At 71.1% G+C, this 25,280-nt stretch carries 21 protein-coding genes; 5 read left to right on the top strand and 16 right to left on the bottom strand.

From position 1 onward, the window contains the following. Positions 1 to 79: 79 nt before the first annotated feature. On the bottom strand, positions 80 to 3,442 hold the full coding sequence (locus tag ABZ873_RS11350) for a hypothetical protein (protein WP_360868708.1): 3,363 nt from the start codon (positions 3,440 to 3,442) through the stop codon (positions 80 to 82). Positions 3,443 to 3,907: 465 nt separating this feature from the next. On the opposite strand from ABZ873_RS11350, the gene ABZ873_RS11345 reads away from it, so the two are divergent. The 3 genes from ABZ873_RS11345 (at position 3,908) to ABZ873_RS11335 (ending at position 8,506) form a co-directional block, all read left to right on the top strand. Further along, a complete protein-coding gene (locus ABZ873_RS11345) occupies positions 3,908 to 4,420 on the top strand; it encodes a hypothetical protein (RefSeq protein WP_360868705.1) in 513 nt (170 codons plus the stop codon). 124 nt (positions 4,421 to 4,544) lie between these two features. Continuing rightward, positions 4,545 to 6,953 carry a trypsin-like serine protease gene (locus tag ABZ873_RS11340; RefSeq protein WP_360868702.1) on the top strand — a complete coding sequence of 803 codons (2,409 nt, stop codon included), beginning with the start codon at positions 4,545 to 4,547 and terminating at the stop codon, positions 6,951 to 6,953. Between the two features lie 401 nt (positions 6,954 to 7,354). Further along, entirely contained in the window at positions 7,355 to 8,506 is a 1,152-nt protein-coding gene (locus ABZ873_RS11335; RefSeq protein WP_360868699.1) for an acyltransferase, read from the top strand. A gap of 117 nt (positions 8,507 to 8,623) precedes the next feature. Here the strand turns inward: ABZ873_RS11335 and ABZ873_RS11330 are convergent, their stop codons facing one another. The 6 genes from ABZ873_RS11330 to ABZ873_RS11305 form a co-directional block, all read right to left on the bottom strand. After that, positions 8,624 to 9,781, bottom strand: coding sequence for a trypsin-like serine protease (locus ABZ873_RS11330; RefSeq protein WP_360868696.1), 1,158 nt, complete (start codon positions 9,779 to 9,781; stop codon positions 8,624 to 8,626). 1,599 nt (positions 9,782 to 11,380) lie between these two features. Further along, a complete protein-coding gene (locus tag ABZ873_RS11325) occupies positions 11,381 to 12,331 on the bottom strand; it encodes a helix-turn-helix transcriptional regulator (protein WP_360868693.1) in 951 nt (316 codons plus the stop codon). Between the two features lie 202 nt (positions 12,332 to 12,533). Then, a complete protein-coding gene (locus ABZ873_RS11320) occupies positions 12,534 to 13,700 on the bottom strand; it encodes an SAM-dependent methyltransferase (protein ID WP_360868690.1) in 1,167 nt (388 codons plus the stop codon). After that, complete coding sequence (locus ABZ873_RS11315; RefSeq protein WP_360868688.1) at positions 13,697 to 14,332, bottom strand: isochorismatase family cysteine hydrolase; 636 nt, start codon at positions 14,330 to 14,332, stop codon at positions 13,697 to 13,699. Before ABZ873_RS11315 ends, ABZ873_RS11320 begins: the two co-directional genes overlap by 4 nt. Next, positions 14,329 to 16,113 carry an isocitrate/isopropylmalate family dehydrogenase gene (locus tag ABZ873_RS11310; RefSeq protein ID WP_360868685.1) on the bottom strand — a complete coding sequence of 595 codons (1,785 nt, stop codon included), beginning with the start codon at positions 16,111 to 16,113 and terminating at the stop codon, positions 14,329 to 14,331. The genes ABZ873_RS11315 and ABZ873_RS11310 overlap by 4 nt, the downstream gene beginning before the upstream one ends. 46 nt (positions 16,114 to 16,159) lie before the next feature. After that, complete coding sequence (locus tag ABZ873_RS11305; protein ID WP_360868682.1) at positions 16,160 to 16,699, bottom strand: EF-hand domain-containing protein; 540 nt, start codon at positions 16,697 to 16,699, stop codon at positions 16,160 to 16,162. A 334-nt stretch (positions 16,700 to 17,033) separates the two neighbouring features. Between ABZ873_RS11305 and ABZ873_RS11300 the strand changes: the two genes are divergently transcribed. Together ABZ873_RS11300 and ABZ873_RS11295 are read left to right on the top strand one after the other, a co-directional pair. After that, a complete protein-coding gene (locus tag ABZ873_RS11300; protein ID WP_360868679.1) occupies positions 17,034 to 17,384 on the top strand; it encodes a hypothetical protein in 351 nt (116 codons plus the stop codon). Beyond that, positions 17,384 to 17,830, top strand: a complete 447-nt coding sequence (locus ABZ873_RS11295) for a MerR family transcriptional regulator (RefSeq protein WP_360868676.1) — start codon at positions 17,384 to 17,386, stop codon at positions 17,828 to 17,830. Before ABZ873_RS11300 ends, ABZ873_RS11295 begins: the two co-directional genes overlap by 1 nt. A 39-nt stretch (positions 17,831 to 17,869) precedes the next feature. Here ABZ873_RS11295 and ABZ873_RS11290 read toward each other — a convergent pair whose 3' ends face one another. The 9 genes from ABZ873_RS11290 to ABZ873_RS11250 form a co-directional block, all read right to left on the bottom strand. Continuing rightward, on the bottom strand, positions 17,870 to 18,427 hold the full coding sequence (locus tag ABZ873_RS11290) for a LysM peptidoglycan-binding domain-containing protein (protein ID WP_360868674.1): 558 nt from the start codon (positions 18,425 to 18,427) through the stop codon (positions 17,870 to 17,872). A gap of 68 nt (positions 18,428 to 18,495) precedes the next feature. Next, the gene (locus tag ABZ873_RS11285; protein ID WP_360868671.1) at positions 18,496 to 18,951 is read right to left on the bottom strand and encodes a tellurite resistance TerB family protein; all 456 of its coding nucleotides are present in this window, start codon (positions 18,949 to 18,951) and stop codon (positions 18,496 to 18,498) included. Positions 18,952 to 19,138: 187 nt separating this feature from the next. Further along, positions 19,139 to 19,360 carry a hypothetical protein gene (locus ABZ873_RS11280; protein WP_360868668.1) on the bottom strand — a complete coding sequence of 74 codons (222 nt, stop codon included), beginning with the start codon at positions 19,358 to 19,360 and terminating at the stop codon, positions 19,139 to 19,141. A gap of 187 nt (positions 19,361 to 19,547) precedes the next feature. Further along, complete coding sequence (locus ABZ873_RS11275) at positions 19,548 to 20,330, bottom strand: PIG-L family deacetylase (protein WP_360868665.1); 783 nt, start codon at positions 20,328 to 20,330, stop codon at positions 19,548 to 19,550. 209 nt (positions 20,331 to 20,539) lie between these two features. Then, on the bottom strand, positions 20,540 to 21,508 hold the full coding sequence (locus tag ABZ873_RS11270; RefSeq protein ID WP_360868662.1) for a hypothetical protein: 969 nt from the start codon (positions 21,506 to 21,508) through the stop codon (positions 20,540 to 20,542). A gap of 118 nt (positions 21,509 to 21,626) precedes the next feature. Continuing rightward, complete coding sequence (locus tag ABZ873_RS11265; RefSeq protein ID WP_360868660.1) at positions 21,627 to 21,755, bottom strand: hypothetical protein; 129 nt, start codon at positions 21,753 to 21,755, stop codon at positions 21,627 to 21,629. Between the two features lie 136 nt (positions 21,756 to 21,891). After that, on the bottom strand, positions 21,892 to 22,854 hold the full coding sequence (locus ABZ873_RS11260; RefSeq protein ID WP_360868657.1) for a TerC family protein: 963 nt from the start codon (positions 22,852 to 22,854) through the stop codon (positions 21,892 to 21,894). Positions 22,855 to 22,895: 41 nt separating this feature from the next. Further along, positions 22,896 to 24,260: an MATE family efflux transporter gene (locus ABZ873_RS11255; protein WP_360868654.1), complete on the bottom strand. Its 1,365-nt coding sequence runs from the start codon at positions 24,258 to 24,260 to the stop codon at positions 22,896 to 22,898. After that, on the bottom strand, positions 24,257 to 25,279 hold the full coding sequence (locus ABZ873_RS11250; protein ID WP_360868651.1) for an LLM class flavin-dependent oxidoreductase: 1,023 nt from the start codon (positions 25,277 to 25,279) through the stop codon (positions 24,257 to 24,259). Before ABZ873_RS11250 ends, ABZ873_RS11255 begins: the two co-directional genes overlap by 4 nt. Position 25,280: the final 1 nt, after the last annotated feature.

Raw genomic sequence — 25,280 nt, 5'->3', positions numbered from 1 at the left:
CGCTGAAACGATTCGGCAGGTGGTCGGCCGGGCGCGCGCCCTCTGGACGTACGTCAGGTCCTTGCCGGGAGCACTTCGTTCAGGAGGCGAGTGCGTGGAGCAGCTTGGAGGCCGTCCCCGCGGCCTTTTCCACGGTCCGGACAACCGGCTTGGCCACCGTGGCGGCGGCTCGTCCGCCACCACGGGTGACGAGCCCGAGAGCCGCGCGGCCCGCGGACGAGGCGAATGCGCCGCTGCTGAACCCGTACTCGATCCCGGAGGCGATCGCGCTGACTCCGGAGGCGACGACGGAGACACCGAAGCAGACCGCGGCGATGCTGCCGAGGACGGGCGCCGCCGGGAAGAACAGGCAGGAGACGGCGAAGCCCGCCGCCAGGAGTCCTGCGGCCACGCTCACCTTTTCGGCGGTGTCAGCCCACCACTTGGCGTCGTTCCACCATTCGTCCTTGCCAGGCTCGCTCCCCTTGGGATTGACCGTGTCGTTGTGCGACGTGTCGGAGGGGTTGCGGTTGGCGTCCCGGTCCCTCTGTGCCTGCTCGGCGGCGACGCGCGCGGCCTCCTGTACCTCCGCCGTCCGCTTGTCCGCCGCGATCTGGCGGGCCTGGGCCGCTGCGGTGGCAGCTGTCTTGGCGTCCCGGCCTGCGGCGAGTTCGGCCTGGTGGGCGTTGGCGGCGGATGCCTGCGCGCTGTATGAGGACGCCAATGCGCTGCGGGCCGCGTCGATGGCGCGGTTGGCGGAGTGATTGGCCGCTCGGGAGGCGCTCTGCGCGGTGGCGGCGGCATCCTTGGCCTTGTTGGCCGAAGTCCGGGCGTCAGCGGCCGACTTGTCCGCCGAGTCGGCGTGCTGCCGGGCCTTGAGCGCGAAGTCGTCGGCCAGTTTCGCCGATGCCACCGCCTTGTCGGCCCACTCCTGCGCCTTCTGCCCCGCGTCCCGGGCGTCTGCCGCGACCTTGGATGCGAGTGCCGCGTCCTTCTGCGCGTCGTGGGCGGCCTTGGCCGCGGATGCGATGGTCGCCTGCATGGCGGCGGCGTGGCTGAGGGAGTCGTAGTCGAGCTGGGCGGCCTGGTACTGCACGGACTCCACAAACCGCCGCCGCAGCCACGCCGGACCTTCCATGGCTACCTCACCATAGGCTCTGGAGTACGCGCCACCTTCAGAGATTATCTTCATGGTCCTGACGGCGTCGTCCTCTTCGACGGCCTTGGGCAGGTCCTCGTCGAAGAACTTCTGGAGGGCCTTGGGCGTGTTGGCGTCGAGCGCGTCATTGGCGGCCTTGACGACGGCCTTTCCGGGCCTCTCGTGGAGGATCTTGAGGATGTTGATCCTGTTGTCCTCGGCGCGCGACCTGATGACGCCGCCGGTGTTGAAGTCGCCTTGCGCGGGGGTGCCGCCGGCGAGTGCCTGCATCGCCGCTTTCGCCACGGCGGGCTCGGAGACCTGAGCGATGAAGAGGATGGTTTCGCGGTCGTCCTGCGACTCGGCGAGCATCCGGTCGAGGTCGATCCAGGAGTGGACGTCGTAGTCGGAGCCGGCGAGTGCGAAGCGGGCGGCCTGGCGGGTCCAACTGCCCTTCGAGTCCAGCAGCGCGATGGCCGCCTGGCGGCCGAGAGTGGCGGCAGCGGTGAGGTCGTCGTTTCCGAGGGCCTGCTCCGCCTTGGCTATCAGGTCCTTGGTGGCCTGGGCTGTCTGCTGTGCCTGGGAGCGCTTGTTCAGGGCGGCCGCCCGTTCGTTCTTGTCCAGGAGGAAGAGCTGTGCTGCCTCCTTCATCCCTTGCAGCTTGTCCGCCGTCAGCATGGCCGCCTCGGCGGCGCGGGCGTTTTTCTCCACGTCGATCGCGTCGGCCACGGCCTGCGTCGCGAGGTTGGCCGCCTTGACCGCCTCGTCGGCGTGGGCGGTGGACTTGTTCGCGAAGTCGATGGCCTGGCCGGCGTACTTGACGGCCTCTTCCGCGGCGTCGGCGGCCTTCTCGGCGTGTCGTGCCGCGGAGTTGGCCGCGGTGTTCGCCTTGCGGGCGGCCTGCGCGGCGGTCGAGGCGAGGGCCTGCGCCGTAGAGGCGGCGTTGGTCGCCTGGTTGGCGGCACTCGAGGCGATCTCGGCCTGACGCTTGGCCTCGGCCGCCTCGCCCTGCGCGACGCCGGAGGCGGCGGCCGCCTGGGCGGATGCCTTGGCGGCGGCCGCGGCGTTGCGCGCCGCGCCGGCAGCGGCCTGACCGGCGGTGGCGGACTGCTCGGACGCGACGGCCGCGTCGTCGGCGGCCTTGGCCGCGGAGCTCGCCTTCGCGGCAGCGTCCCGGGCGGCGACAGCGGCGTTCTTCGCCTCGGCGGTCTTCGAAGCGTCCTTCGAAGCGGCGATCGCGGCGTGGTAGGCGCGGGTGGCCGCAGAGCCTGCGGCGGCAGCGGCCTGTGAGGCAGCCGTGGCCGCCCAGGACGCCCGCTGCGAAGCTTCGACCGCGGCAGAGGAGGCACGGATGGCCGTCCGGGCCGCGGAGGCGGCGCCGCTTGCGGCGGTGGCGGCTTCACGAGCCGCTTCCGCGGAGCGCCGCACGTCGTCCCTCGCCTTCTCGGCTTCGGCGGCAGCTGTCTCGGCCTTCTCCTTGGCCTTGCTCGCGGCGGTGGCCGCGCGCTCGGAAGCCTCGACGGCGAGGTCGGTCTGCTCGCGGGCACGGGCACTCTCACGCTCGACGATGGCGACCAGCTGGCCGATGGTGGCAGCCTCCTGGTCGCGGGCCCGCGCGATGTGCTGACCGGTGTCGAGGAACCACTGCACGTCGTCCGCGGTTCCGCTCAGGGCGCGGTTCGCGTACTTCTTGAGCTCCGGGCCGGCCGTCGCCAGGCTGCGGACGATCTCGACCCGCTTGTCCTCCAGCCTGGCGTCGTACTGGCCGGCGAGCAGGAACTGCTCCAGAGCCTGGTCTGTGCCGGCGCCGAGCGCGGCGTTGCCGTCCCGCTTGACGCTCTTGCCTCCGTTGGCCATGACGCTGAGTGTCGTGACCCGCATGTCCTCCGTGACGGAGGAGCGGAACCCGTCCTTGACGAACGTGGCTATCGCTTCATCTCCGTCACTCAGGGCGGCGCCGGCGTCCCTTCGGACACCTCTGCCTCCGAAGCCCAGGAAGGTGAATGTGGTGACGCGGTTGTCGACCTGCGTGGTCTTCGGTAATTGCTCGGTGAGGAAGGTGGCGATCTCCTGGTCGGTGCCACCGAGGGCGTAGGCGGCTGCCTGTTTGACCGAACGGCCGCCCAGCACCCATGCCTTGACGACTCTGGCACGGTCGGTGTCCGGCAGTGCCAGAGGGTCGCCGGCCGCGCCAGCTGCGGAGGCGGCGCCTGGCCGAGGTGCTGCCCGGGCCGGGGTGACGGACAGCCAGGGCGTGGAGACGACAGCCGCTCCCGCCGCGACAGCGGTCGCGAAGCGCCGCCGGCTCCAGAATGTTTCCTGCACAGAAGAACCTCTCTGACTTTGTGTCCTCGTGAATCCGAGGTGATAACCGGCCCGGGATTCTTCATCGGGCGGTGATGACCCGACCATATGCAGCAGATCCGCCCGGAACACGCTCGGCCCGATCTCGGGCGCCACTACGAGCGAAAGATGGCCGGATCTCGACCACGGATTTTCGAGAAATCGTCACAACCATTCAGGGGAGTGGCGCAAGTCACCTCATGGGTGGTGTTTTTGTGCCGATTTGGGCCGTCTAACCCATTGGCTGTACGGCGAATGTCTTGGTTTGATTCAGAAGATCGACAGCTGCTGGAACTGGCGTCGAATTGATCTCGCTTCGAATGCGACGATCAGTCGTGTCCGGAGAAAAGCGCCACCATGGGCGCACTCCGCCTTCTGGCCTGCTCAATTCATCGCCGTGCACGTCTGTGCGCTGGCGAACCACCTGGATCGACATCGAGGACGGCAATGAAGTCACGTGGCACATTCCTGCGGATCGCCGGCGCTGCTCTGGCTGCGGGGGCTCTGACCTGCGTAGCTATGGTCGGCATGCCTCAGGATGGCGGTACCGAAAGCCTTGCGGCGCAGCCGATCGCTGACGAGGGGCCGGGCTACGCGGTGGAGGACTTTTCGTACCCGAATGCCGACAGAATCCTTGCCGAGAAGAAGATCAAGCTGAAGAGCGGAAACGGCCACATCCTCCTGGCCGAGTGCAACGGTGCACCCGAACTGATGGAGATTTTTCCCCTCAAGAACGAGAAGGTCTGCTTCCGAGTCACCGGTGACAAGGGTTACCTGAGCTTGGAAATCCCCTCTGTGTTCGGAGTGAAGGGAAACAGCTACGAGGCGCAGGTCGCGATGTCCACGGGCAGCGAGCACAAGACGTTCAACGTCGACAAGAATGCCTGGACAGCAGTCGGTGAGACCGCGGACGAACAAGGCCGTGACTTCATGCTTCTGGAGATCAGGACTTCCAAGTAGCCGACATCGGGGAAACCCCTCCGCTCGTCGGGCCCGGATCCCGGCGCAACGGCAAACTTTCCCACTCCGAAAGAAGACCATGCCTGAGAAACGTCCCCTGCCCACGCGGGCGACCGGTCTGCTAGTGACAGCGACCGCTGTCGCGGCGACCCTCGCACCTGCGGCCCCTGCCCAAGCGGTCGCAGGTTCCGAAGCACCGGCCGACCGGTACGCGTTCACCGCCGCGCTCACCGTCGGCGACGAAACAGCCGGCCGCGGCTGCACCGCGGTCCTGGTCGACCCCCGCTGGGTCCTGACCGCCGCCAGCTGCCTGGCCTCCACTCCCGGCAGCCCGGTCGCGGCCGGGACGCCCGCGCGGAAGACCACGGTCAGGTTCACCGGGCAGGCCCGCGAGGTCGTTGAGCTCTCCGCGAGCGCCGCCGATCGTGACTTGGTCCTGGGCCGGCTGGCCTCTCCCGTCACCGACATCGCTCCGGTCAGGCGCGCCACCGCCGCTCCTACGGTCGGCGTCGACCTGACCGCCGTGGGCTTCGGGCGGACGAGGACCGAGTGGGTACCTGGCAAGCCGCACACCGGCTCATTCATCACGGCCTCCTCCGCCGCGGGCACCGTCTCGATCACGGCCAAGGGCACCGATGCTCTCTGCAAGGGCGACACCGGAGGCCCGCTCCTCAACGCCGCCGGTGAGCTCGTAGGCGTCAACAGCCGTTCCTGGCAGGGTGGCTGCCTCGGCGCGCCCCCGACCGAGACCCGTACCGGCGCGACAGCCGCTCGTACCGACGACCTTGCGGCGTGGATCGAGTCGGTCACGGCCCCGCGCACCGGCAACCAGGTGTCCCTGCTGGCCGGTGGTGGCGGAACGATGTGGTCCCAGTCCGGGGACCTCGGCTACGGCGAGTACGGCCAGTCCTGGGCCAAGGTCGACGGCAAGGACGTGTCCCGGGTGGCCACAGTCCGCGACGGCGACCTGGTGCGTGCCTACGCGGTCGCCGACGGCCGGGTGTACGGCCAGGATCTCGACCTGGCGGCGAACGGCAGGTGGTCCGGCTGGGGTGAGGTGCCCGGTGGCGCGGCGGGTGTGAGGGACATCGCCGCCTCGCGGGTGGGTACGAGCGTCCACGTGCAGATCGCCGGCTCCGACGGCAACCTCTACTCGCAGGTCGCCGACTACCGGGCCGGCCGCTGGGACAACGAGTGGACCGCGGTCGGAGCCTCCGGTCTGACCCGTGTCACCAGTGCGCCCGCCGGGCCCATCGTGCGCGTACAGGCCGTCGCCGACGGGCGCGTGTACGGGCGTGACTTCGACACCCGCAATGGCGGCTGGACGCCGTGGGGCGAGGTTCCCGGCGGTGCCGGCGGCGTCAAGGACATCTCCTCCAGCATGGTCGGCAACAATGTCCAGGTCCAGATCGCCGGCGGTGACGGCGCACTGTGGACGCAGTTCGGCAACTACGACGTCGGCCGCTGGAACGATACGTGGAGCAGGGTTGGCGGCACCGGTCTGACGAACATCACGAGCGCCCCCTCGGGTAACGCCGTCGAGCTCTACGCGGTCGACACCGCGGGCAGGGTCACCAACACCCGGCTCGACACGGAGACCGGCACCTGGACCGCGTTCCGGGAACTGAGGGGCGGCATCTCCGGCGCCACCGACGTGGCGGCCGCGATCATGGCCGCCCCCTCCAAGGTGACGCTGGCCGCGACCGCGAGCAACGCTCTGGCCATTCAGAACGGTAACCTGGCCAACGGTGCCTTCGGGGCCCGGTGGGCTGGCGTCGACGGCCTTCCGGTCACCCACCTCACCAGCGTGGACACCGGCAGCGCGATCCGGTACGTCGGCGTCGCGGGCGGCCGGGTCTACGACCGCGAGTACAACCCCGCCACCGACGTCTGGGGGAACTGGGCCGAAGTGCCGGGCGGCGCCGCAGGCGTCAAGGACATCTCCGCCACCATGATCGACAACGTGCTATACGTGCAGATCGTGGGAGCCAACGGGGACCTCCACGCGCAGGTCGGCGACTACAACGCCGGCCGCTGGAACCACAGCTGGGCCGCGGTCCCCGGATTCACCGGCCTTACCGGCCTGACCTCCGTGAAGGCCGGCCCCTACGTCCGCCTCTACGGCATCGCCGGCGGCAAGGTCTACGGCCGGGACCTGGACACCCGTAGCAACACCTGGAACAACTGGGGTGACATTCCCGGGGGCATGACCGGGGCCATGGACATCACGGTCTCCCGCGTCGGAGCTACCGTGCAGATCCAGGTCATCGGATCCGATGGTGCTCTGTACAGCCAGGCGGGCGACTACCTGGCCGGAGCCTTCATGCCGTCCTGGAGCAAGATCGGAGGTACCGGACTGACCCGTCTCTCCAGCGCCTCCGCCGGCGGCAACGTGGGTGTCCACGCCATCGGTACCGGCGGAAAGGTCCAGAGCACGATCCTCGACACCACCCTGGGCAGGTGGACCGCCTGGCGTGAGGTTCCCGGCACCGTCAGCACGCAGGCCGACCTCACTGCCACCACCACCCGATAACACCCCTTGCGCCTCGGTCGGCCCTTCGCGCTGTGTTGGCGGGAAGGGCCGACCGTTCGTGACGGGTTCGCATACACCGCCGGAGTTCGGCGATTTCCAGCCAATAGTGTCGCAGAAATGCCTCCTGCGGATCGGCGCGAGATGCCTGCTGGAGGAGCGTGAGGGTCCCAGCGCCAGCGAAAAACACCTTTCGGCCACACCGGCCGTCCCCCTTTTCGGCCCCGGGTACGTTCCCCGATACGGAGGGAAACCCCGGGCGGGACCCGAGCGCGGACGGTGCCTCGCTGCCCGGCTAGTATCGCTGGGTTCTCACGTCAGAAACGTACCGGTGTCGCGACACCGCAGGATTTATCAGAGGTGTCATGTCCGACAGGTTCGCTCTCGCTGAGGACCGCGTCCCGGTGACTACCGGCGCTCCGCCGGTAGCCCCCGACGGCGTTCCGCTCCGCGGGGCGTTGCGGAGGCGCGGCAAGCCCGGGCGGGCCGCCGGCGGGACGGCGCCCGGGCGCGCGCCGCGCATCCTGGTGCTGGACGGCTTGCGGCTGCTCGCCGCGCTGGCCGTGGTCCTGTTCCACTACCTGGCCAGCTACGGGACGATCCCCTGGCAGCGGACGGCGGGCGAACTGTTCCCGGTGCTGCACCGCATAACCCAGTTCGGCTGGCTGGGCGTGGCCCTCTTCTTCATGATCAGCGGCTTCGTCATCTGCATGTCCGGTTGGGGCAGGTCGCTCGGCCACTTCTGGCGGGGCCGTATCCTGCGGCTCTTCCCGCTCTACTGGGCCGCGGTCCTACTCTCCTCGGCGGCCGCACGGATGGGCCCGCACGTCCCGGGGGAGCCGAAGGTCACCTTTGGTCAGATGCTCACCAACCTCACCATGCTGAACGAACCCCTCGGCGTCAGCCCCGTGGACAACGTCTACTGGACGCTCTGGGTCGAGCTCCGCTTCTACCTGCTCTTCTCCCTCGTCGTCCTGCTCGGCAGCGGCTACCGCCGGATCGCGAACTTCTGCTGGCTCTGGGCGTTGGGCTCGGTCATGGCACCCGCCTCGGGCATTCCGCTGCTCGACCAACTCCTCATGCCCCGCTGGGCCCCCTTCTTCATCGCCGGTATCGCCTTCTATCTCGTTCGCCGGGCCGGACGCCTCGAAGGCGAGACCGCAGGCATTCTGATGCTGTCGTGGCTGCTCATGCAGCACCGCCTGCCGGAGATCATGGCGGGCGAAGGGCACGGCATCAACTGGAAGGTGTGCCTGATCGCGGTCACGGTGATGTACCTGCTCATGGGGCTGATCGCGCTCGGAAAGCTGGACCGCGTCCAGTGGCGCTGGCTGCCCGTCGCGGGCGTGACCTCCTATCCCCTCTACCTCGTACACCAGTCGCTGGGTGTCCGCGTGATCTGGCGGTGGAACGAGCAGTGGGGCCCCTGGCCGACCCTGATCGGCGTGACCGCGGGGATGATTCTGGTCTCCTGGCTCCTGCACCGGATCGTCGAACGTCCCCTCACCCCACTGCTGCGCCGCGCGATGGCTCCTCGGGACCGAGCCGACGCATAAACCCACCGCGTTGAGCGCTGTCCTGGGTTCCGCCTCCACTCCGGGTGGGTAGCGTGCTCAGCCCGATGGCGCGGAGGCCACCCCTGTTGTGCCGCGGGGTGGCCTCCGGGTGCCGCGTCAGAGCTTCCAGAGCTGGTCCGCGTACTGGGGGTCGCAGTCGTACTGCTTGGCCACGGCGTCGTTGCCGGATGTCTGCCACGGCACCCACAGGCAGCGGCCGCTGACGGCGTTGCGGATCTGGTTGCGGCCGCCTGGCACCGGCTCGATCTTCCACAGCTGGTCGGCGTACTCGGGCAAGCAGTCGTACTGTTTGACCACGGCGTCGTTGCCGGATGTCTGCCACGGCACCCACAGGCAGCGGCCGCTGACGACGTTGCGGATCTGAAAGGCGCCGTTCGCGGCCGGTTCGATCTTCCAGAGCTGGTCCGCGTACTGGGGGTCGCAGTCGTACTGCTTGACCACGGCGTCGTTTCCGGCGGTCTGCCACGGCACCCAGAGGCAGCGGCCACTGATGACGTTCTTGATGGACGCGGTGGTAGTCGCGAGACGGGCCTGCTGCACCCAGTTGGTGAGGTCGTCGACCCGTGCGGAGATGGCCCCCGTACGGGATTCTCCTACTGCGGTTCCGAGGCAGCCGCCCTGCCAGGAACGGGAGTTCACCCCCACCAGCTTGCCGTCCGCGTTCAGCAGCGGGCCGCCCGTGTCGCCCTTGCAGATGACGTCGGTGCCCTTGCCGGTGGTGGAGATGGCAGTGGACTCCGTGGAGTTCACCTTGAAGGTGCCGGTGTGCACTGTGCCGGGAACCCACTCGGTCCTCGTACGGCCGAAGCCAGCAGCCGTCAGAGCGGTGCCGGGGGCCGGCGCCGAGCCGGCGAGTTCGGCGGGCTTGATGCCTGCGACCGGGGTGGCCAGACGTACGAGTGCGGTGTCACGGTCGGCGCGTGGGTTCACCTCGGTGATGTCGATGGTGCTGCCGTTGCCCAGGACTGCGGTGGCCTTGAGTAACGGCTTGCCGGCTGCGACCGGATTCCCCGGGGTCGTCGCGAAGCAGCTGGCGGCGGTCATGATCCAGAACTGGTCCACCAGCGTGCCTGTGCAGGTACGGGAATCGGCATCGCCGCCGAGCTGGACCCGCACCGTGAAGGGGTAGGAGCCGGCGGTGGCGCCGGGCCCGGTCACGGCCGTAGCGGGAGTAGAGGGGAGCAGTGCGAGAGCCGCGGCGGAGGCGGCGACAAGGCCCGCGATCCGCGCCGAGCGCGGACGGAGTGCAAACATGCCTTTTCCTTTGAGATGGGGGAGTGCCGGAGTCTCGGAGTGTCGGAATGCCGGATTCAGCGCTTGGCGCCATCGAGTGCGCCTCTAAGCGAGATGTTCGGCGGACGGCATTTTCGCTCGGAATTCAATTATTTTCGTAAACTGGGCAAGGGGGAAAGGGTGAGCGGATCGGCGCGTTGTCGATCTATTGAATAGAAGCAGTCAGGCCGAGATCGAACCAAGCGAAATAAACCGGCATACTGTACATATTCCCCCGTTTCTGGGGTGACTTGTGTCACCTGGCGCGAGGTTGTGTCGATTTTGCGCAAACCGGTGGATCGCATTCGGCCATCTGTCTCTCCATATCCGCGCCGCGTTCGCTTCGAGATAGTGTTTTGGGAATGTCGCGCGAGGTCACGGCATATCTGGAACCCGCGAGGACGGCACCGTGGCCGTAGGCTGCGGCGAGGAAGGCACGCGAGCGGTCGCCGTCGTGCCCGCGGAGGTCGTAGCGGCCTCGGCCGACGGCGCCAACGGCTTTGTGTGAGAGCACTGTTGTGCGTGATGGCTCGCCCAGGCGGCCCATGGTGGGGTTACCTTCGGGTGGTACGGGTGATGGTCCGTGTCGTGCGCGAGGCGGGGGCGAAGTCCGCGTATTGCTCGCAGAATTCGACAATGTGCCGCCGCGTGGCCGCTGTCAGGTCGAACGGCGGGGACCAGAAGAGCTCCGTGTCGTCGCCGGTCATTACTTGGTCCGGCTCGGCGCGGGGCAGCCCGGTTGAGAGGCCGAGGAGCCGGTATCCGCCCGGGGTCGGGGAGGGGGAAGGTGCGCGACCGTCCTGCACAGCAGGGCTCCGTCCGAGACCGCCGGGCTGCCGTGGCCGGCGAGCGCGTCGGCCGACGGGTCGTCCATCGCGACGGCGGCGCACTGTGACGGCGATCTGGCCGCGCGGAGTGACGACCACGTCCGCCCCGCCGATTCGTGCCCCGACGCCGCCAAGCCCGCCGAGCGGGTCCCACCGCACTGGGGGAGTCGCAGCCAGAGCCACCGGCCCCCGCTTGGAGACGATGTCGCTGCTCCTCCCCCATGAAGCCGCACACGCGGGCGCCGCTCGCGTCCGTGCTGCGTGCGCGGGGGTGCCGCATGGTCCCCGGCCGATGCTCCGCGCAATGGCCGTGGCCCGAGACCACCACGACGGTGCCGAGGTCTTAGCAGGCTCCCAGTCAGCCGGCAGGTACGCGCTGAGCGGGGCTGCCGGTACGAGGTTCGACCTGCCGGAGTAGTGCCTGGTTGGAGGGCGGGGTCTCAGGCACGCTCGTGCGCAGCAGCTTCTGCGGGTCAGGAGTGGTGGGTGAGGGCCTGTGTGCGCCGATGTGTGCTATCGACGCAGGTCAGTCGCTTGCGGTGAGGCCGCCGCCCCCGTACCAGCGGCCGGGGGAGCCGGTCTCTGGAGGTGGGGGCTGGTTTCCGTACCAGTCCTTCGGCTCCGGGCTGCCGGAGTACGTCCGTACGGCCGCTGGGGGTGCGGCGTGCCCGCAGGGCGGGGATGCCGGGCGCTGTGGGTAGACCCTCCGCCCTCGAGCGGCGGCACCTGCCCGGAGGGTCAGGTGGGGCCGGGGTCAGGGGCCCGTGCGGTGGAGGGTGGTGGACGGGGAGACGCCGTACGTCGCGCGGTAGGCGGCGGCGAAGCGGCCTGGGTGGGCGAAGCTCCACTTCATCGCGATCGCGGTGACCGTGGTGGTGGTCGGGTCGGAGAGTTTCAGTTCGGCGTGGGCGCGTTCGAGGCGGATCTTGCGGAGGAAGCCGAGCGGGGTGGTGCCGGTGTGGCGGCTGAAGGCGTACTGGGCCGCGCGCGGGGTGACGTACGCGGCGGCCGCGATGTCCGTGATGCCGATGTCGCGGTGCGCGTTGTCCTCGATGAACGCGATGGCCCGGCGGAGGGTGGCCGTACTGGCGTCCCGGCTGTCCAGCGGGTCGAGCTGTTCGTCCGTCGTGGAGTTCGGCAGGCATTCCAGGGTGACGGCGGCCAGGTGGCGGACGGCGGTGGAGACGGCGAGGGGGCCGGCGTCGGGGTCGGAGAGGACGTGGTCGCGGAGGTAGGCGACGGTGGCGCCCAGGCGGCGGTTGGCGGCGGGGTCGATGGCGCGGTTGCCGGTCAGGGCTACCGGTCTCGTGGTGCGGGCGCCGGTGGCGGCGACCTCGTCGAGCAGGGCGGTGTCGAACATGGCGACCGTGTAGCGGGCGGCGCGTACCTCTCCGGCGTAGGGACGGCCGGGCTGGGTGATCAGGAAGGACTCGCCCGCGCCGTAGACCTCGTCGCGGCCGGCGGTGGTGTCCGCGAGGGCGCCGGTGTGGAGGGTCAGGAGGGTGACCCGGTCCAGCGCGCCGGCGTCGTAGGCCATCGTGAAGTCGAGGGCGAGCTTGTCCACGGTGATCCGCTCGGCCGCCGAGCGGACGACGCGGGCGCGGATGTCGCGGGGCCGGCCGCCGATGCGCATCGGGGTGTAGGCGCGCGACATGAACGCTTCGGTCGCTTCCAGGTCACTGCTGTCGAAACGAAGGGTCTCCACCCCCATACCTCCCGATACCGCTCCCGCCGACGGACCCGGGGTGGTCGACCGTACGTCTGGTCGACAGTACGTCTGGCGGGGGGCGAAAGCGAACCCGGGCTTGGTGGGTGGGGGAGCGGGGTGGGAGCGGGCGGGGGTGGGGGCGATGGCTTGGGCCGGGCTGGGTGGGGCGTGTGTCGTGTGCCGTGTTCTGTCCTTGGCATCAGCCGGCGATCCGGTGATCGGTGCGGGGGTGGGTCTTTGTGGCGGTGATCCAGCGGTTGGCGCTGAGGGGGTCGTGCGGGTCGCGGTGGGAGAGGCGGGTGGTGGGGTGGTCGAAGGGGGTGCGGGTGGTGGTGGTCCAGCCGAGGGTGGTGAGGGCCTCGGCGGTACGGGGACGGGGGCCGGGGGCGAAGAGGGCGAGGAGGTCGATGCCGAGGCGGTCGCGGGCGGTGGTGTAGATGGGGTGGGCGCGGACGGCGGCGTTCTCCGGCTCGGCCTTGATCTCGTAGGCGAGGGTGCTGCCGGGGGCGCTGAGGGTGTCGAGGGCGGCGGCGATGCGGAGTTCGGCCTCGGCGGGGAGGTAGAGGAAGAGGCCCTCCGCGAGCCAGGCGGTGGGGCGGGCCGGGTCGAAGCCGCTTCGCCGGAGGGCGGCGGTCCAGTCGGCACGGAGGTCGACGGGGACGGTGCGGCGGTCGGCGCGGGGGGTGGCGGAGGGTGGGGTGGGGGACGCGCTTCGGGTGGCGAGGGGTGGGGTGAGGAGCGCCGTTGGTGTGGCGGAAGGTGGTGTGGTGGTTGCCTTCGTGGTGACACACGGTGGTGTGACGGCTCGGGGAGTCACGACCAGGGGAGTGCCGGCCGATGTCGTTGTGGCGGCTGAGGTAGTGACCGCCCGGGGCGTGGCAGCCGCGGGAGCGACCGCCATGGGAGTGGCGGACCGGGCAGTGGTGGCCGGGGGGCTCGGCGGCAGGGTGTCCAGGACCTGTTGCTTGAAAGAGAGGACTGCGGGGCGGTCCAGTTCCCATACCGTGGTGCCGGTGGGCCACGGGAGGCGATGGGCGCGGGAGTCGAGGCCGGCGCCGAGGAGGACGATCTGGCGGGTACCGGCGCGGGCGGCAGCGAGCAGGTGGGCGTCCAGGACGCGGGTGCGCAGCGCGAAGTAGCCGGCCAGGCGGTCCCAGACCGGGTCGCCGGGGGCTACGTCCGAGGGGTCGCATGGCCAGTCGGCGCAGCCGGGGGCGGCTCGGACGAAGTATTCGGCGTACGGGTCGACCGCGAGCGGGTCGGAGCGGCGGGCCTCCAAGGCGCGGGCGTGGGCGACCAGGAGCGCGGTGCGCCCCACACCGGCCGTGACGCCGGCCGGCGCGCCCGGGGCTTCGACGGCGGTCACCGGTGCTGCGCCGGGGCGGAGGACACCGACAAGGGCGCGGCGAGGGAGGGGAGTTCGGCCAGGGTGGTGATGCGGGCCCCGTATACGCGGGTCATGAAGCGGAGGATGTCCGCGTCGGCGAGGTGCAGGGCGGTGGTGCAGTCGCGCAGGACGGTGACGTGGAAGCCGCGTTGGAAGGCGGTGCGGGCGGTGGAGTCCACGCATACGTCCGTGAACAGGCCGGCCAGGACCAGGTGGTCGATGCCGCGCCGGTGCAGGTGTGGTTCGAGCCGTTCGTCGAGGAACGCGTCGAAGACGGCGTGTTTCGTGAACACCTCCTCGTCCGGGCGGGGTTGGACGCCGTGGAACTCCGCGCCCCAGGTCCCCTCCAGGCATTTGGGGCGCTTGCCGAGCATTTCGTCGCGTCGGCGCCAGGCGGGTCCTTGGTGTGCGGGGTCACCGAGGAACCGTACGAACAGCACCTCGATGCCGGCGGTCTCCCGAGCCAGCTCGACCGCGCGCACGCTGTTCGCGGCGGCGCGGCCGAGTCGATCGGGGTCGCCGGGGAATCGGGCGGCGGCGACGGGCCCGGTGCAGAAGTCGTTCTGCAGGTCGACCACGAGTAAGGCGGTGCGGGACGGGACCTCGGTCATCGGGCACCCGCTGCGGCGGTGCCCGTTGCGGTCCCGGACGCGGTGTTGGAGCTGGTTCCGGGGGTTTCCGGAGTGACGCCGGACGCGGTCCGGGAGGTCGCCCCCGTCGTGGCCCCGGAAACGGTCCCCCGCGCGCTGCCGGAGGCGGCCGAGGAAACGGCCTCGGGCATGTCCCCAGGGGCGACGCCGGATACGGCCCTGGTAGCGACCTCCGGAGAAGCCGCGCAAACGCCACCCGGAGCGGCCTCGGGAACGGCCCCCCGTGCGCTGCCGGAAGCGGCCGCGGAGACAGCCTCGGGAGCGGCCTCGGACATGTTCCCAGGGGCGATGCCGGATACGGCCTCGAAAGCGGCCTCCGGAGCAGCCCCGCAAGCGGCCTGCGGAACAGCCCCGCAAGTGCCCCCCGGAGCGGCGCCGGAAAGGGTCCCGGCAGTGTTCCCCGGAGCGGTGCCGGACGCGGACGCGGAAACGCCCCCGGAAGCGGCCGCGGGAGCGGTCCCATAGGCGACTCCCGGCGCAGTGCCGGAGACGGTCTCGGCAGCGCACCCCGGAGCGGTGCCGGAGGTGGCCGCGGAGAAGGCCCTGGGAGCAGCCCCGGACATGGTGTCGGAAACGGTCCCCGGCGCGGTGCCGGAAGCCGCCCCGGCACCCGCGCCGATCGCCGCAGCCACCCCGGGCCCCGGCTCGTGCGCCCCCGTCCCCACGCCGAGCGCCGGCCCCGGCACGCGCGCCCCCGCAGCCCCGCACAGCTCCGCCAGCACCGCCTCCGTCACCTCCGTCGTCGACGCCCGGCCTCCGAGGTCGGGGGTGCGGACGCCGCGCTCCTGGAGCGTGGTCAGGGCGGACTCGATCCTTGCCTCGGCGCCCGCGCAGCCCGCGTGGCGTTCCGCGATTCGGGCCGCCGCGCGGATCGTGGCGATCGGGTTGACCACGTTCCGGCCGGCCAGGTCGTCGGCGCTGCCGTGCACCGTCTGGTACTCCGTCAGCTCGTTCAGGCCCGGCTCCAGGTGCACGTTTTCGGTGCAACGGTTCTCCTGCCGCTCCGACCCGTACCGGTCCAGCAGCACGACATGCATGATGTCCGCCCACTCGTTCCCCGCCACCAGCAGCGTGCGGTCCTCCGGGCCGTGTGTGATCAGGTTGCGGTTGACCGTGTCGGGCTGGAACAGCTCCACCGTGACGCCGAGCCGTTCGGACAGGCCCTCCGTCCAGTCGTCCAACGCGCCGTCCAGCAGGTGGTACTTGTAGGCCATCACCACCCGGGACGGCCCCTCCGGCCAGAGCGCGCGGGCGCGGCCCACGGCGTAGCTCAGGATCTGTTCGGTGACGGCGCGGCTGAACTCCATCGTGCGCACCACCCGGTCCGGGGTGTGGTGGTTCTCGCCGGTGTAGAAGCCCTGCGCCTGGTCCCGGACCAGCAGCATCCGGGCCGAACCGGCGGTGAGCGGTTCCACCTTCACGGCGGCCAGCCGCCGCCGGACCAGGTACAGCGACTGGGCGTTGATCGCCGTACGGAACACCGCCCGCACGCCGGCGGCCGCCTGCTCGCGGCAGAAGTGCTCGTAGTGCGCGGCGTCCAGCTCGGTGAGCCGCGCGATCTCCTTGGTCCCGGCCGCTTCGGCGCGGAGCGATACGTACGAGTGGTAGACCTGCGGTGACCGCACCACCTCGACCCGCGTGCCGTGCAGCCCGGTGATCCGGTGCAGCACCCGTTCGAAGACGGGGGCGAGTTCCGGGCCGGTGCCGCGGCCGACGGCGAGGGCGATGAGCGGTGCGGTCATGCAGGAGCTCCTTCGGAGAGGGAGGAGAGGGAGGGGAGGGGGCAGGTCAGGCGGTGGCCGGGACGAGGTGGTCGCCCGGGATGCCGGCCTTGTCGGGGCAGTAGTAGTCGCGGATGCCGTCGGCCCAGGTGCTGACGGGGATCCGGTCGCGGCCGTCCGGCCCGAAGGCGTCGAACAGGGCCTCGATGTTCGGCTTCTCGAAGCCGATCGCGCTCATCAGCCCGACGAACCGCGGCCGTTCGATCAGGCCGTCGCCGTCGGGGTCGCCGAGGGTGGCGAGGGCGTCGGCGAAGGCGGAGGCGGTGGGGCCGAAGAGTTCGGTGTTCAGGACGAAGCCGCTGAACTCCTCTGAGCTGATCACCCCGTCCCCGTTCGCGTCGAGGGCCGCGAGCAGCGACTCCCAGTAGCGGCGCAGACTGTCGGACAGCGCCTGCCGGTCGGCTCCGGAGGAGTCCTCGGCGACCGCCAGGACGCGCTCCGTCATCAGGTCGAAGTCGCCTGCGTCGAGTACCCCGTTGCCGTTCGCGTCGAACAGGGTGAAGACCAGCGCGGCGCGCCGGTGGGCCTCTTGGGCTTCGTAGGCCATGGTGTTTCTCCATCGTGCAGCGGCCCCGCCTCGGACGGCGGGGCACCGGGCCCGGCGGCGCCGCGAGCGGGGCCGGCCGGGACTGCCACTGTGCGGGCCGCGAAGCGGATCTTGTGCGGAAACTGACGCCGCATCACTCGTCAGGGTGATGAACAGGCGGAGGGGGCTGGGGTGTTGCTCCAGGGCCTGTCGGCCGAGCCGGGTCTTCGCCTTGCCGCCGGCGGCGGCCTGGCCAGGGCGGGCGGGACCGGGCCCTTGCAACCTGTACTCAGGTACAGGTTTACCGTGGGAGGTGTGTCCTCCACCGGGGACGTGAGTGAGGGGAGCGAGCGCGATGACTGAGCCTGCGTGGGTGCCGCAGTCCTGCACCCTGCCCACCCCGGAGCAGCCCCTGCGCGTGGCCGAGTGGGACGCGCTGTTCTCCGAGCGGCTGACCTCCCTGTCCCGGCCGCACCCGCTCCACCTGCGCCTTTACCTGGCCGACGGGGAGGGGGCGGAGGGCGCGGGGGGTGTGGAGGCTCGCGTACGGGATCTCGCGGGCCGCGAAGGAGCCTGCTGCTCCTTCTTCACCTTCACCGTCACCCCCGGCGAGGGCCTGATCCGGCTGGACATCGCGGTGGACCCGCCGCACGCGGCGGTCCTGGACGCCCTGGCCGTACGTACCGCTGCCGCTCGGGAGCGGTGATGAGTACGGGCCTGCGCAGCGGGCAGGTCGCCGAGGCGGCCGGGGTGAACATCCAGACGCTGCGCTACTACGAGCGGCGCGGCCTGCTGGCCGCCCCGGAACGCAGCAACGGCGGTCACCGCCTCTACGGCGAGGACGCCGTGGTCGCGCTGCGCGTGATCAAGGCGGCGCAGCGGCTGGGCTTCACCCTGGACGAGGTCAAGGAGCTCCTCGAAACCGGCCGCCACCGGCACGGCCGCCCCGTACCGGGCCTGCAGGAGCGCGCGGCGGCCAAGCTCGCCGAGGTCGATGCGAAGATCGCGGACCTGACCACCATCCGCACCGTCCTGGCCGCCGCCGTCGAGGCGGGCTGCGACGACCTGACCGCCTGCGCCGCCAGCGGCAGCACCTGCTGCCCGATCCCCTTCACGGAGCTGGCCGGGGAGAGCCGACGGGGCGGTGGCTGACGTCCGTTCCGTACCGCCCTCCCGGAGTCCTGGCCGGGGCTACGGGATGGTGAGCACCTGGCCCGCTTCCACCAGGTCCGGGTCGTCGATGCCGCTGGCGGCGGCGATCTCGGGGTAGCGGTCGCCGTCGCCGTAGAAGCGCTCGGCGATGTCCCAGAGGGTGTCACCGGGCTCGACGGTGTAGGTGCGCGGCTCCGGGACGAACGCGGACGGCTCCTCGGCGGCGGGGTCCGGAGCCGGAGCCGGCTCCTCGGCGGCGATCGGCTGGTCGGTGTGGGTGCCCGAGGCCCAGAGCGGGCTGTCGTCCACGGCGTACAGCACCACGTTGCGGTCCGCCTGGACGACAAAACGGCCAGGCTCCGCGCCATGGGTGCCGGTGGCCCACACCGGGCCGTCGTCGCTGTAGAGGACGAAGTTCCCGTCGTGCTGGAGGACGGCGCGCTGCACCCCCTGCTCGTGGGTGTCGGTGGCCCATACGGGGCCGGAGGGCTCGGAGAGTACGAGGTTCCCGTCGCTCTGCAGCGTCAGGATGTAGGCGCCGCCCTGGAGGGAGTGGCCGAGGCCGAGTTCATCACCCGGGTAGAGCGTGTCGTTCATGGACGTTCCTTTCGAGGGGCGAGGGGCGAGGGGCGAGGGGCGAGGCGCCAGCAGCCAGGGGCCAGGGGCTACAGGTCGAACTCGTGCGGCGGCAGGTCGAGGGTGTAGCAGGCTTCGCGGACGACAGCGCGCTCGGTCTTGTCGAAATCACCGTCGGCGCCGCCGATGACGATGCCGATCTGGATGACGGCGCGGGCCTCGGCCGGCTTCTTCCTGGCCTTGGCGATCTCCTGCAGGACGCTGACCTTGCCGAAGCCGAAGTCCGTGGTCAGCTTGCCCAGGTTCTCGTCGAAGCGGCGCTGGAGGTCGGCGGCGTCGAAGTTGCGCAGTACGTCGTTCCCGGCGATGAGCTGGGCGACGCGCTGGCGCTCGGCGGGGTCGATGGTCCCGTCGGCGGCGGCGACCAGGGCGCACATCGCCATGGAGGCGTCCCGGAAGGCGCCGGACTTGAGGTCGTTCTTCTTCGCTTCCAGCTGCGTCTGCATCTGCTGGGCGGATTCCTTGATGCGGTCCCACAGGGGCATGGCCGACTCCTTCTCCTACGGGGTGGGCGGGCGGTCCGAGGGCTCGGGGCCGCTTCGGGGACGCGCCGCTCACCTTCTACAGTCATGTAGAAGTTACCAGTAGGGGTGTGCGGGAGAAGAACGCCCCCGTTTGCGGGGTACGGGGCGGTGCGGTGCGGGGGTGCCCGTACCGCCCCACAGGTCCCGCCTACTTGGCCGACGTATCCAGGGCGGCCAGCGCCTGCGCCCAGCGTGCGTACTTGAGGTCGGCGAGGTCGGCGACGGTCTTGATCCCGAACGCCTCCTTCAAGAGTTCACCCTGTCGTTCACTGACGCCCTTGAGCGCGTCCACGGGCGCGGCGAGTATCTCCGGCAGGCTCTTGTCGGCCCACGCCTTGTCGAGCACCTTGTCCAGGTCGATCGAAGCCATAGCGGTTCCTCCAGGTGGTCATGGGTGTGCGACAGGGGCCGGGGAAGCCCGGCCGCCTGTCGCAACATCTACACGTCTGTAGAAGAATAGGGGCGCGGGGAGCATCGAGGAGCCGCATTCTGACTGATTGCGGCCAAAAACCAGGAAACTGGCTCAAACCAAGATGCGGCCGCGCCGCCGCCGCTCGCTACGCGAAGCCCTGGACGGTCAGTTGCGTGCCCACCCGACCCCGACCGCCGCCGCCGGAGTGGAGGGCGGTGAAGTACTCCGTACTCATGATGCGAGCGCGGGTCTCGGCAGGCAGGCGGGAGTACACGGCAGGCAGCGGGCGCTCCTTGGCCACCTCGCTGCGGTGCGCGAGGATCGCGGCCCACTTGCGGTCGAGCCACGGCCGGACGTCCACCGCTACGGCGACCAGCTCGTCCGGCACGCTCAGCACCGACTTGCCGACAGCGGCGAGCAGGGGGCCGAGGTCGCTGACGCCGGAGTGGGGGTGCGTGGCGGCGTAGAGGGCCTGCGGTTGCCAGGGCTCGCCCGCGTCCGGGTAGAGCCCTTCCAGCCCGGCGGCGGTGAAGGCGAGGGTGGTGACGCGGTGGGTGTGGCGGTGGTCGGGATGGCCGGTGAGCTGGCCGTACGCGTCGTGGGTGACCACGATCTCCGGCCGGAACTCCCTGATGTGCGCCACGAGTCGGCCGATGACCTCGTCGAGCGGCGCCTCGCAGAGCCGGGGCCGGCCGGGGGCCGAGTGGGGAATGCGGTGGTCGGCGTAGCCGAGGAGCCGGGGCCGTCCGGCGCCCAGGACCGCGGTGGCGTCGGCCAGTTCGGCGGCGCGGTGGGTGTCCTCGGCCCAGGTGGCGGTGACGACGGCGGTCCGCGCGCCGGAGCCGGCGTGCTGGGCGAGGACCCCTCCGGCGAGGAGCGATTCGTCATCGGGGTGGGCGAAGACGCCCAGCAGGCTGGGCAGCGGCACGGTTGCTCCTAGGGCGCTCGGCGGTCGGCAGTCGGCAGCGGCACACGCGGCCACCCATCATGCCGCCCTCTCAGATCTGTCGCCCCCTCAGATCTCGCGGGCCCGGCATGCTCCAGGTCGGCCCTGCGCCGACGCGGTCGGGGCGCGGCGGCGAGGTCCCGACGCGCCTCCTGCGACGGTGGCTGGGCTGTCTGTGTGCGGTGTCCCGGTCAGAGCAACGTCCTGATCGGCATCGCGAGGTAGAGGGCCGGCAGGCTCACGCAAGCGGCCCCGATCATGGCGACGTCGTGTCCGGACGCCGTGCCGGTCAGGAACGGCAGGGCGGCCAGCACCGCGCCGGTGACCACACCGGCGTGCACGGTCTGGGCGAGCGGGGACCACGCCATGTCCTGGATGCCCTCGTCCTCCGCCGCGATGGAGGCCGGGAGGATCGCGACCAGGACCAGCAGCAGGACGAGCGCCCCGTAGGCGCTCGTGCGCCAGGTCGGACCCCAGTCGCGGTCCAGGTACCGGCCCAGGCCCTCACCGTCGTCCACCATGCCGCCAAGGCCCGGTGCGGTGGGCGCCCAGAGCACCGGGACCCGGCTGTCCGGCTTCGGTTCGTAGCGGGTCGCGGCGCCTTCCGCACGGACCCGGGCGCCGCCGGGCAGGGCCAGTACCAGCGTCGAGCGGTAGCCGGTGACCCCCTCGTCGGACCGGCGTTCGGTGAGCTCGACCACCTCGGCCACGGAGGCCGTCTCGTAGGCCGCTCCGGCCCGTACCAGCGAGCGGACGTGCGGCGATCCGTGCGAGTCGCCGAGCACGACGAGCGCCACGAAGGAGACCGGCAGCAGCAGCCACACCACGCTCTGGCGCAGGTAGACCCACGGCGCGTCGTCGTAGCGGTAGGTCCGCACCCTGCGCAGCAGCGCACCGAACCGGTTCCGCCGGACACCGGCCGCGCCCTTGGTCAGCGACACCGGACGGCCGCGGTCCGGCTCCCCGGAGGACAGCCAGAAGTACGTGCCCTGGGACCGCCCGATCCAGAGGGCGACGACCCGCAGCCACAGCAAACCGATCAGCGTCCAGGCCAGCCCCACCAGACCTGGCACGGGCAGGGGGACGCCGCTGGGCAGCCCCGCCGTCCACACACTCAGCACCGCGGCCGCCGCGTAGGCGAGGACCGCCGACACGCGCACGCACCAGACCACCACGACTTCCCCCCGAATGATCGCTGGGCAAAGGCTACGGTGGCCCTCGCCGGGGCCGAAGGCGGCCCCCCGAGCCTCGCCGGTCAGCGGTGGTGCCCGGGCTCCCTCAGTGGTCCTGGTGGCGGGGTGTGTGCTTCGGGTAGTCCGCGTACGCCGAGCAGTCCGGGTTGCGGCACGGGCCCTGTTCCCAGACCGGGACGAACACCCCGAGGGTCTTGTGGCGGCGTTTGATCACGGTGTCGACGTCGCCTTTGCAGGCCGGGCAGACGAGTGCGCCTTTCCGTCCTGTTTCACGCTCGTTCGCATACTCGTTTGCGTGCTCGTTTTTACCCATTTTTTAATGATAGGTCCCGGAATGCGGTGCTGCCCGGTCAGGGCGCGTCCCCCCGCTTCGGCTCCGCGTCCGGCCGGCGCCGCAGGCTGAACACGATCGACAGCGCCAGGATCGCCGCGATCACCGCGAGGCTCACCGGCGACGGGATCTCCGGGATCGCCGGGTCGATCATCTTGTGCGACGCCTGGAGGATCAGCTTCACGCCGATGAAGGACAGGATGATCGCCAGCCCGACATTGAGGTAGTGGAAGCGGTCCAGCAGCCCCGAGAGCATGAAGTACAGCGCGCGCAGCCCCAGGATGGCGAAGGCGTTGCTGGTGTAGACGATGAACGCGTCGTCGCTGACGGCGAGGACGGCCGGCACGCTGTCGACGGCGAAGACCAGGTCGGCCGCCTCGATGGCCGCGACCACCGCGAGCAGCGGGGTGCCCACGCGCCGGCCGGCCTCCCTGACGAAGAACTTGTCCCCGGCGTACTCCTCGCGGACCGGGATGACCCTGCGCAGCAGCCGTACCGCGAAGTTGTTGCCCGGGTCGAAGGACTCGTCCTCGTCCTTGAGGAGCTTGTACGTGCTGTAGAAGAGGACGGCGGCGAACACGAACAGCACCGCCGTGAACCGGCTGACCACCGCCACCCCGAGCGCCAGGAAGATCCCGCGGAAGACGAGCGCGCCGATGACGCCGAAGAACAGCACCCGGTGCTGATAGGCGCGCGGCACCTTGAAATAGCCGAAGATCACGGCGAAGACGAAGAGGTTGTCCACCGACAGGCTCTTCTCCAGCAGCCAGGCGGTCGTGTACTCGGTGCCCGCGGTCGGGCCCAGTACGAGGAAGACCACGCCCGCGAAGACGAGCGCGAGGCCGACCCACACCCCGCTCCAGGCGGCGGCCTCCTTGAAGCCGATGACATGCGCGGTGCGGTGCGCCAGCAGGTCCACCGCCAGCGACACCACCACCGTCACGGCGAACGCCGCCCACAGCCAGAACGGTACGTCGAGCACGTCGGCCACTCCCCGCGGCCGGTGCCGGGAAGACCGGCCCTTTACAGCAGTCTGCGGCACACGCGCCCCGGCCGCTCGGGCGGGAACCGGCGGCGGTACCGGGGGAGCAGCAGGGCGCAGTAGAGGAGGCCGAACGCGGTCCACGCCAGGTAGAGCCCCGGCAGGCCCATCCCGAGGCGGACGCCCAGGAGCCAGCCCAGCGGGATGAGCAGCAGGTAGTCGCTGGTCACCGAGGCCACCAGGACGGCCCGGGTGTCCCCGGCGGCGCGGAGCGGGGCGGCGTACGACATGGCCGCCGCCAGCGGGACCATGCTGAGCAGGGCGAGCGGGGTCGCGCCCCAGGCCGGCCCCGCCACCTCCGGGTCGGAGGTGATCCAGCCCGGCAGGACCGGGCCGAGGGCGAGCGCCACGGCCGCCGGTACGGCCAGCATCAGCAGCAGGAGCCGGGCGCCCGTACGCTGCCAGGCGCGCGCGGCCCGTTCGTCGCCCCGGCCCAGTTCCTGGCCGGCCAGGATGGTGATCGCGGTGGAGGCGGAGCCGAGGAAGGTGAAGACGACCAGGGTCAGGTTGTCCACGATCCGGTAGGCGGCCAGGTCGTGGACGCCGGCGCGGGCGGCGAACCCGGCCATCAGCGCCTCGTTGACGTATCCGATGCCCAGCGTGCTCATCTCCGGCCAGCCGATCCGCCACAGCCTGCCGCCCTCGGCCCGCCCGGAGCCCGCACCCCGCGAGAAGTCCGGCAGGTGCCTGCGCGCGTACCCGAGCAGGAAGGCCGTACCGGCCAGCGTCGCGGCCAGGGTGGACAGCGCGGCCCCGGTCACCCCCAGCCCGGCGCGGAAGATCAGCAGCAGGCCCAGCGGCAGGTTGACCAGGTTGACCAGCAGCGCCGTGTACATGGCCGCCCGCGTGGCCCCGATCCCCGCGCAGGCGCCCTGGAGGGTGAAGGAGACGGCGGCGCACGGGACGGCGAAGGCCAGCACGCGCAGATAGGTGGTGCCCGGACCGAGGACGTCCCCGGCCGCGCCCAGCGCCGTCAGGGCGAGCGGCGCCACGGCGTACAGCAGCAGGCCGAGGGCCGCCCCGGCGGCCACGGAGGTGGCCAGCCCGGTGCGCACCACCCGGCCGAGGTCGGCGCCGCGTCCGGCGCCGTGGCACTGGGCCACGCGCACCTGCACGGCCGTCGCCCAGCCGCGTACGACGATCAGCGCGACCAGATAGACCGGCGCGGCCAGCGCGAACGCGCCGAGGGCGTCCGTGGACACGCGCGCCAGCATGAGCGTGTCCACGGTGTTGACGGCGACCTGCGTCAGGCCCGCCACCAGCAGCGGCCCGGTCAGCGCCCATGCCCCGCGCAGCCCGGGGCGTACCGGCTCCCGCTCCTGCACACGGCGAACGGCCTCACTCACAGGGCCGCCTGTGCGGCTTCCAGCAGCTCGGGGTCGCGGTCGAGGAGGATCAGGGTGTCCACCCGGGAGTCCTTCCAGGCCAGGATCCGGTCGACGATCGCCGGCAGCGGCCCCGGCAGCGCGACCTCGTCCAGCAGGCTGTCGGGAACGGCCGCGAACGCCTCGGCGCGGTGGCCCTCGGCCAGATGCCGGCGGACGGTGTGCGCGGGGCCCTCGTACCCCATCTGGCAGGCCACGTCGAAGTAGGTGTTCCGGCCGCCCGGTCCCGTCGCGCCGATCAGGTGCGCGTACAGCGGGCGCAGCTTGTCGCGGCCTTCGCGCACGGTGTCGGCGCGGGCCACGTAGACGATGGGGCTGATCCGCATCTCCCCGGGGCCGCGGCCGGAGCGGCGCAGGCCCTCGTCCAGCGGGCGGGTCAGGACGGCCTCGTGCTCGGGCGCGTACAGGCCGGCCAGCCAGCCGTCGGCGATCTCGCCGGTCAGCTCCACGTTGCGCGGCCCGATCGCCCCCAGGTAGAGGGGCAGGTCGGGGCGCAGCGGCCGCATGTCGGACTTGACCGGGCGGGCGGTGCCGCTGGAGCCGGGGCCCCGGTAGGGCAGGGGGTAGATCTCGCCGTCGTGCTCGACGCGTTCGCGGTGGGCGAGGGCCTTGCGGACGACGGCGACGTACTCGCGGGTGCGCCGCAGCGGGCGGGAGTACGGCTGCCCGTGCCAGCCCTCGGTGATCCACGGGACGGACAGGCCGAGGCCCAGCTGGAAGCGGCCGCCGGAGAGCACGTCGAGCGTCATGGCGGTCATCGCGGTGGCGGCGGGGGTCCGGGCGGGGATCTGCATGATCGCGGTACCGAGCTTCACGTGCGCGGTGGTCGCGGCGAGGTAGCCGAGGACGCTCACGGCGTCCGGCCCGTACTCCTCCACGCTCCACACCGAGTCGATGCCGATCCGGTCGGCGTGCCGGACGACGGGAAGGAGCTCTTCGACGGGTTCTCCGCCGTAGCCCAGGGCGAGCCCGAGACGCATG

Origin of the sequence: Streptomyces sp. NPDC047014, from assembly GCF_040644195.1 — a bacterium.
Classification (GTDB): domain Bacteria; phylum Actinomycetota; class Actinomycetes; order Streptomycetales; family Streptomycetaceae; genus Streptomyces.
The sequence above is the reverse complement of the archived record's forward strand: the minus strand, read 5'-3'. Positions and strand labels throughout refer to the sequence as shown.

Bases quoted from the DNA above. Each gene is read 5' to 3' on its own strand.
- ABZ873_RS11345 (WP_360868705.1), top strand. From the start codon at position 3,908: ATGAAGTCACGTGGCACATTCCTGCGGATCGCCGGCGCTGCTCTGGCT.
- ABZ873_RS11330 (WP_360868696.1), bottom strand. From the start codon at position 9,781: ATGTTTGCACTCCGTCCGCGCTCGGCGCGGATCGCGGGCCTTGTCGCC.
- ABZ873_RS11315 (WP_360868688.1), bottom strand. From the start codon at position 14,332: ATGACCGAGGTCCCGTCCCGCACCGCCTTACTCGTGGTCGACCTGCAG.
- ABZ873_RS11310 (WP_360868685.1), bottom strand. From the start codon at position 16,113: ATGACCGCACCGCTCATCGCCCTCGCCGTCGGCCGCGGCACCGGCCCG.
- ABZ873_RS11305 (WP_360868682.1), bottom strand. From the start codon at position 16,699: ATGGCCTACGAAGCCCAAGAGGCCCACCGGCGCGCCGCGCTGGTCTTC.
- ABZ873_RS11300 (WP_360868679.1), top strand. From the start codon at position 17,034: ATGACTGAGCCTGCGTGGGTGCCGCAGTCCTGCACCCTGCCCACCCCG.
- ABZ873_RS11295 (WP_360868676.1), top strand. From the start codon at position 17,384: ATGAGTACGGGCCTGCGCAGCGGGCAGGTCGCCGAGGCGGCCGGGGTG.
- ABZ873_RS11290 (WP_360868674.1), bottom strand. From the start codon at position 18,427: ATGAACGACACGCTCTACCCGGGTGATGAACTCGGCCTCGGCCACTCC.
- ABZ873_RS11285 (WP_360868671.1), bottom strand. From the start codon at position 18,951: ATGCCCCTGTGGGACCGCATCAAGGAATCCGCCCAGCAGATGCAGACG.
- ABZ873_RS11280 (WP_360868668.1), bottom strand. From the start codon at position 19,360: ATGGCTTCGATCGACCTGGACAAGGTGCTCGACAAGGCGTGGGCCGAC.
- ABZ873_RS11250 (WP_360868651.1), bottom strand. From the start codon at position 25,279: ATGCGTCTCGGGCTCGCCCTGGGCTACGGCGGAGAACCCGTCGAAGAG.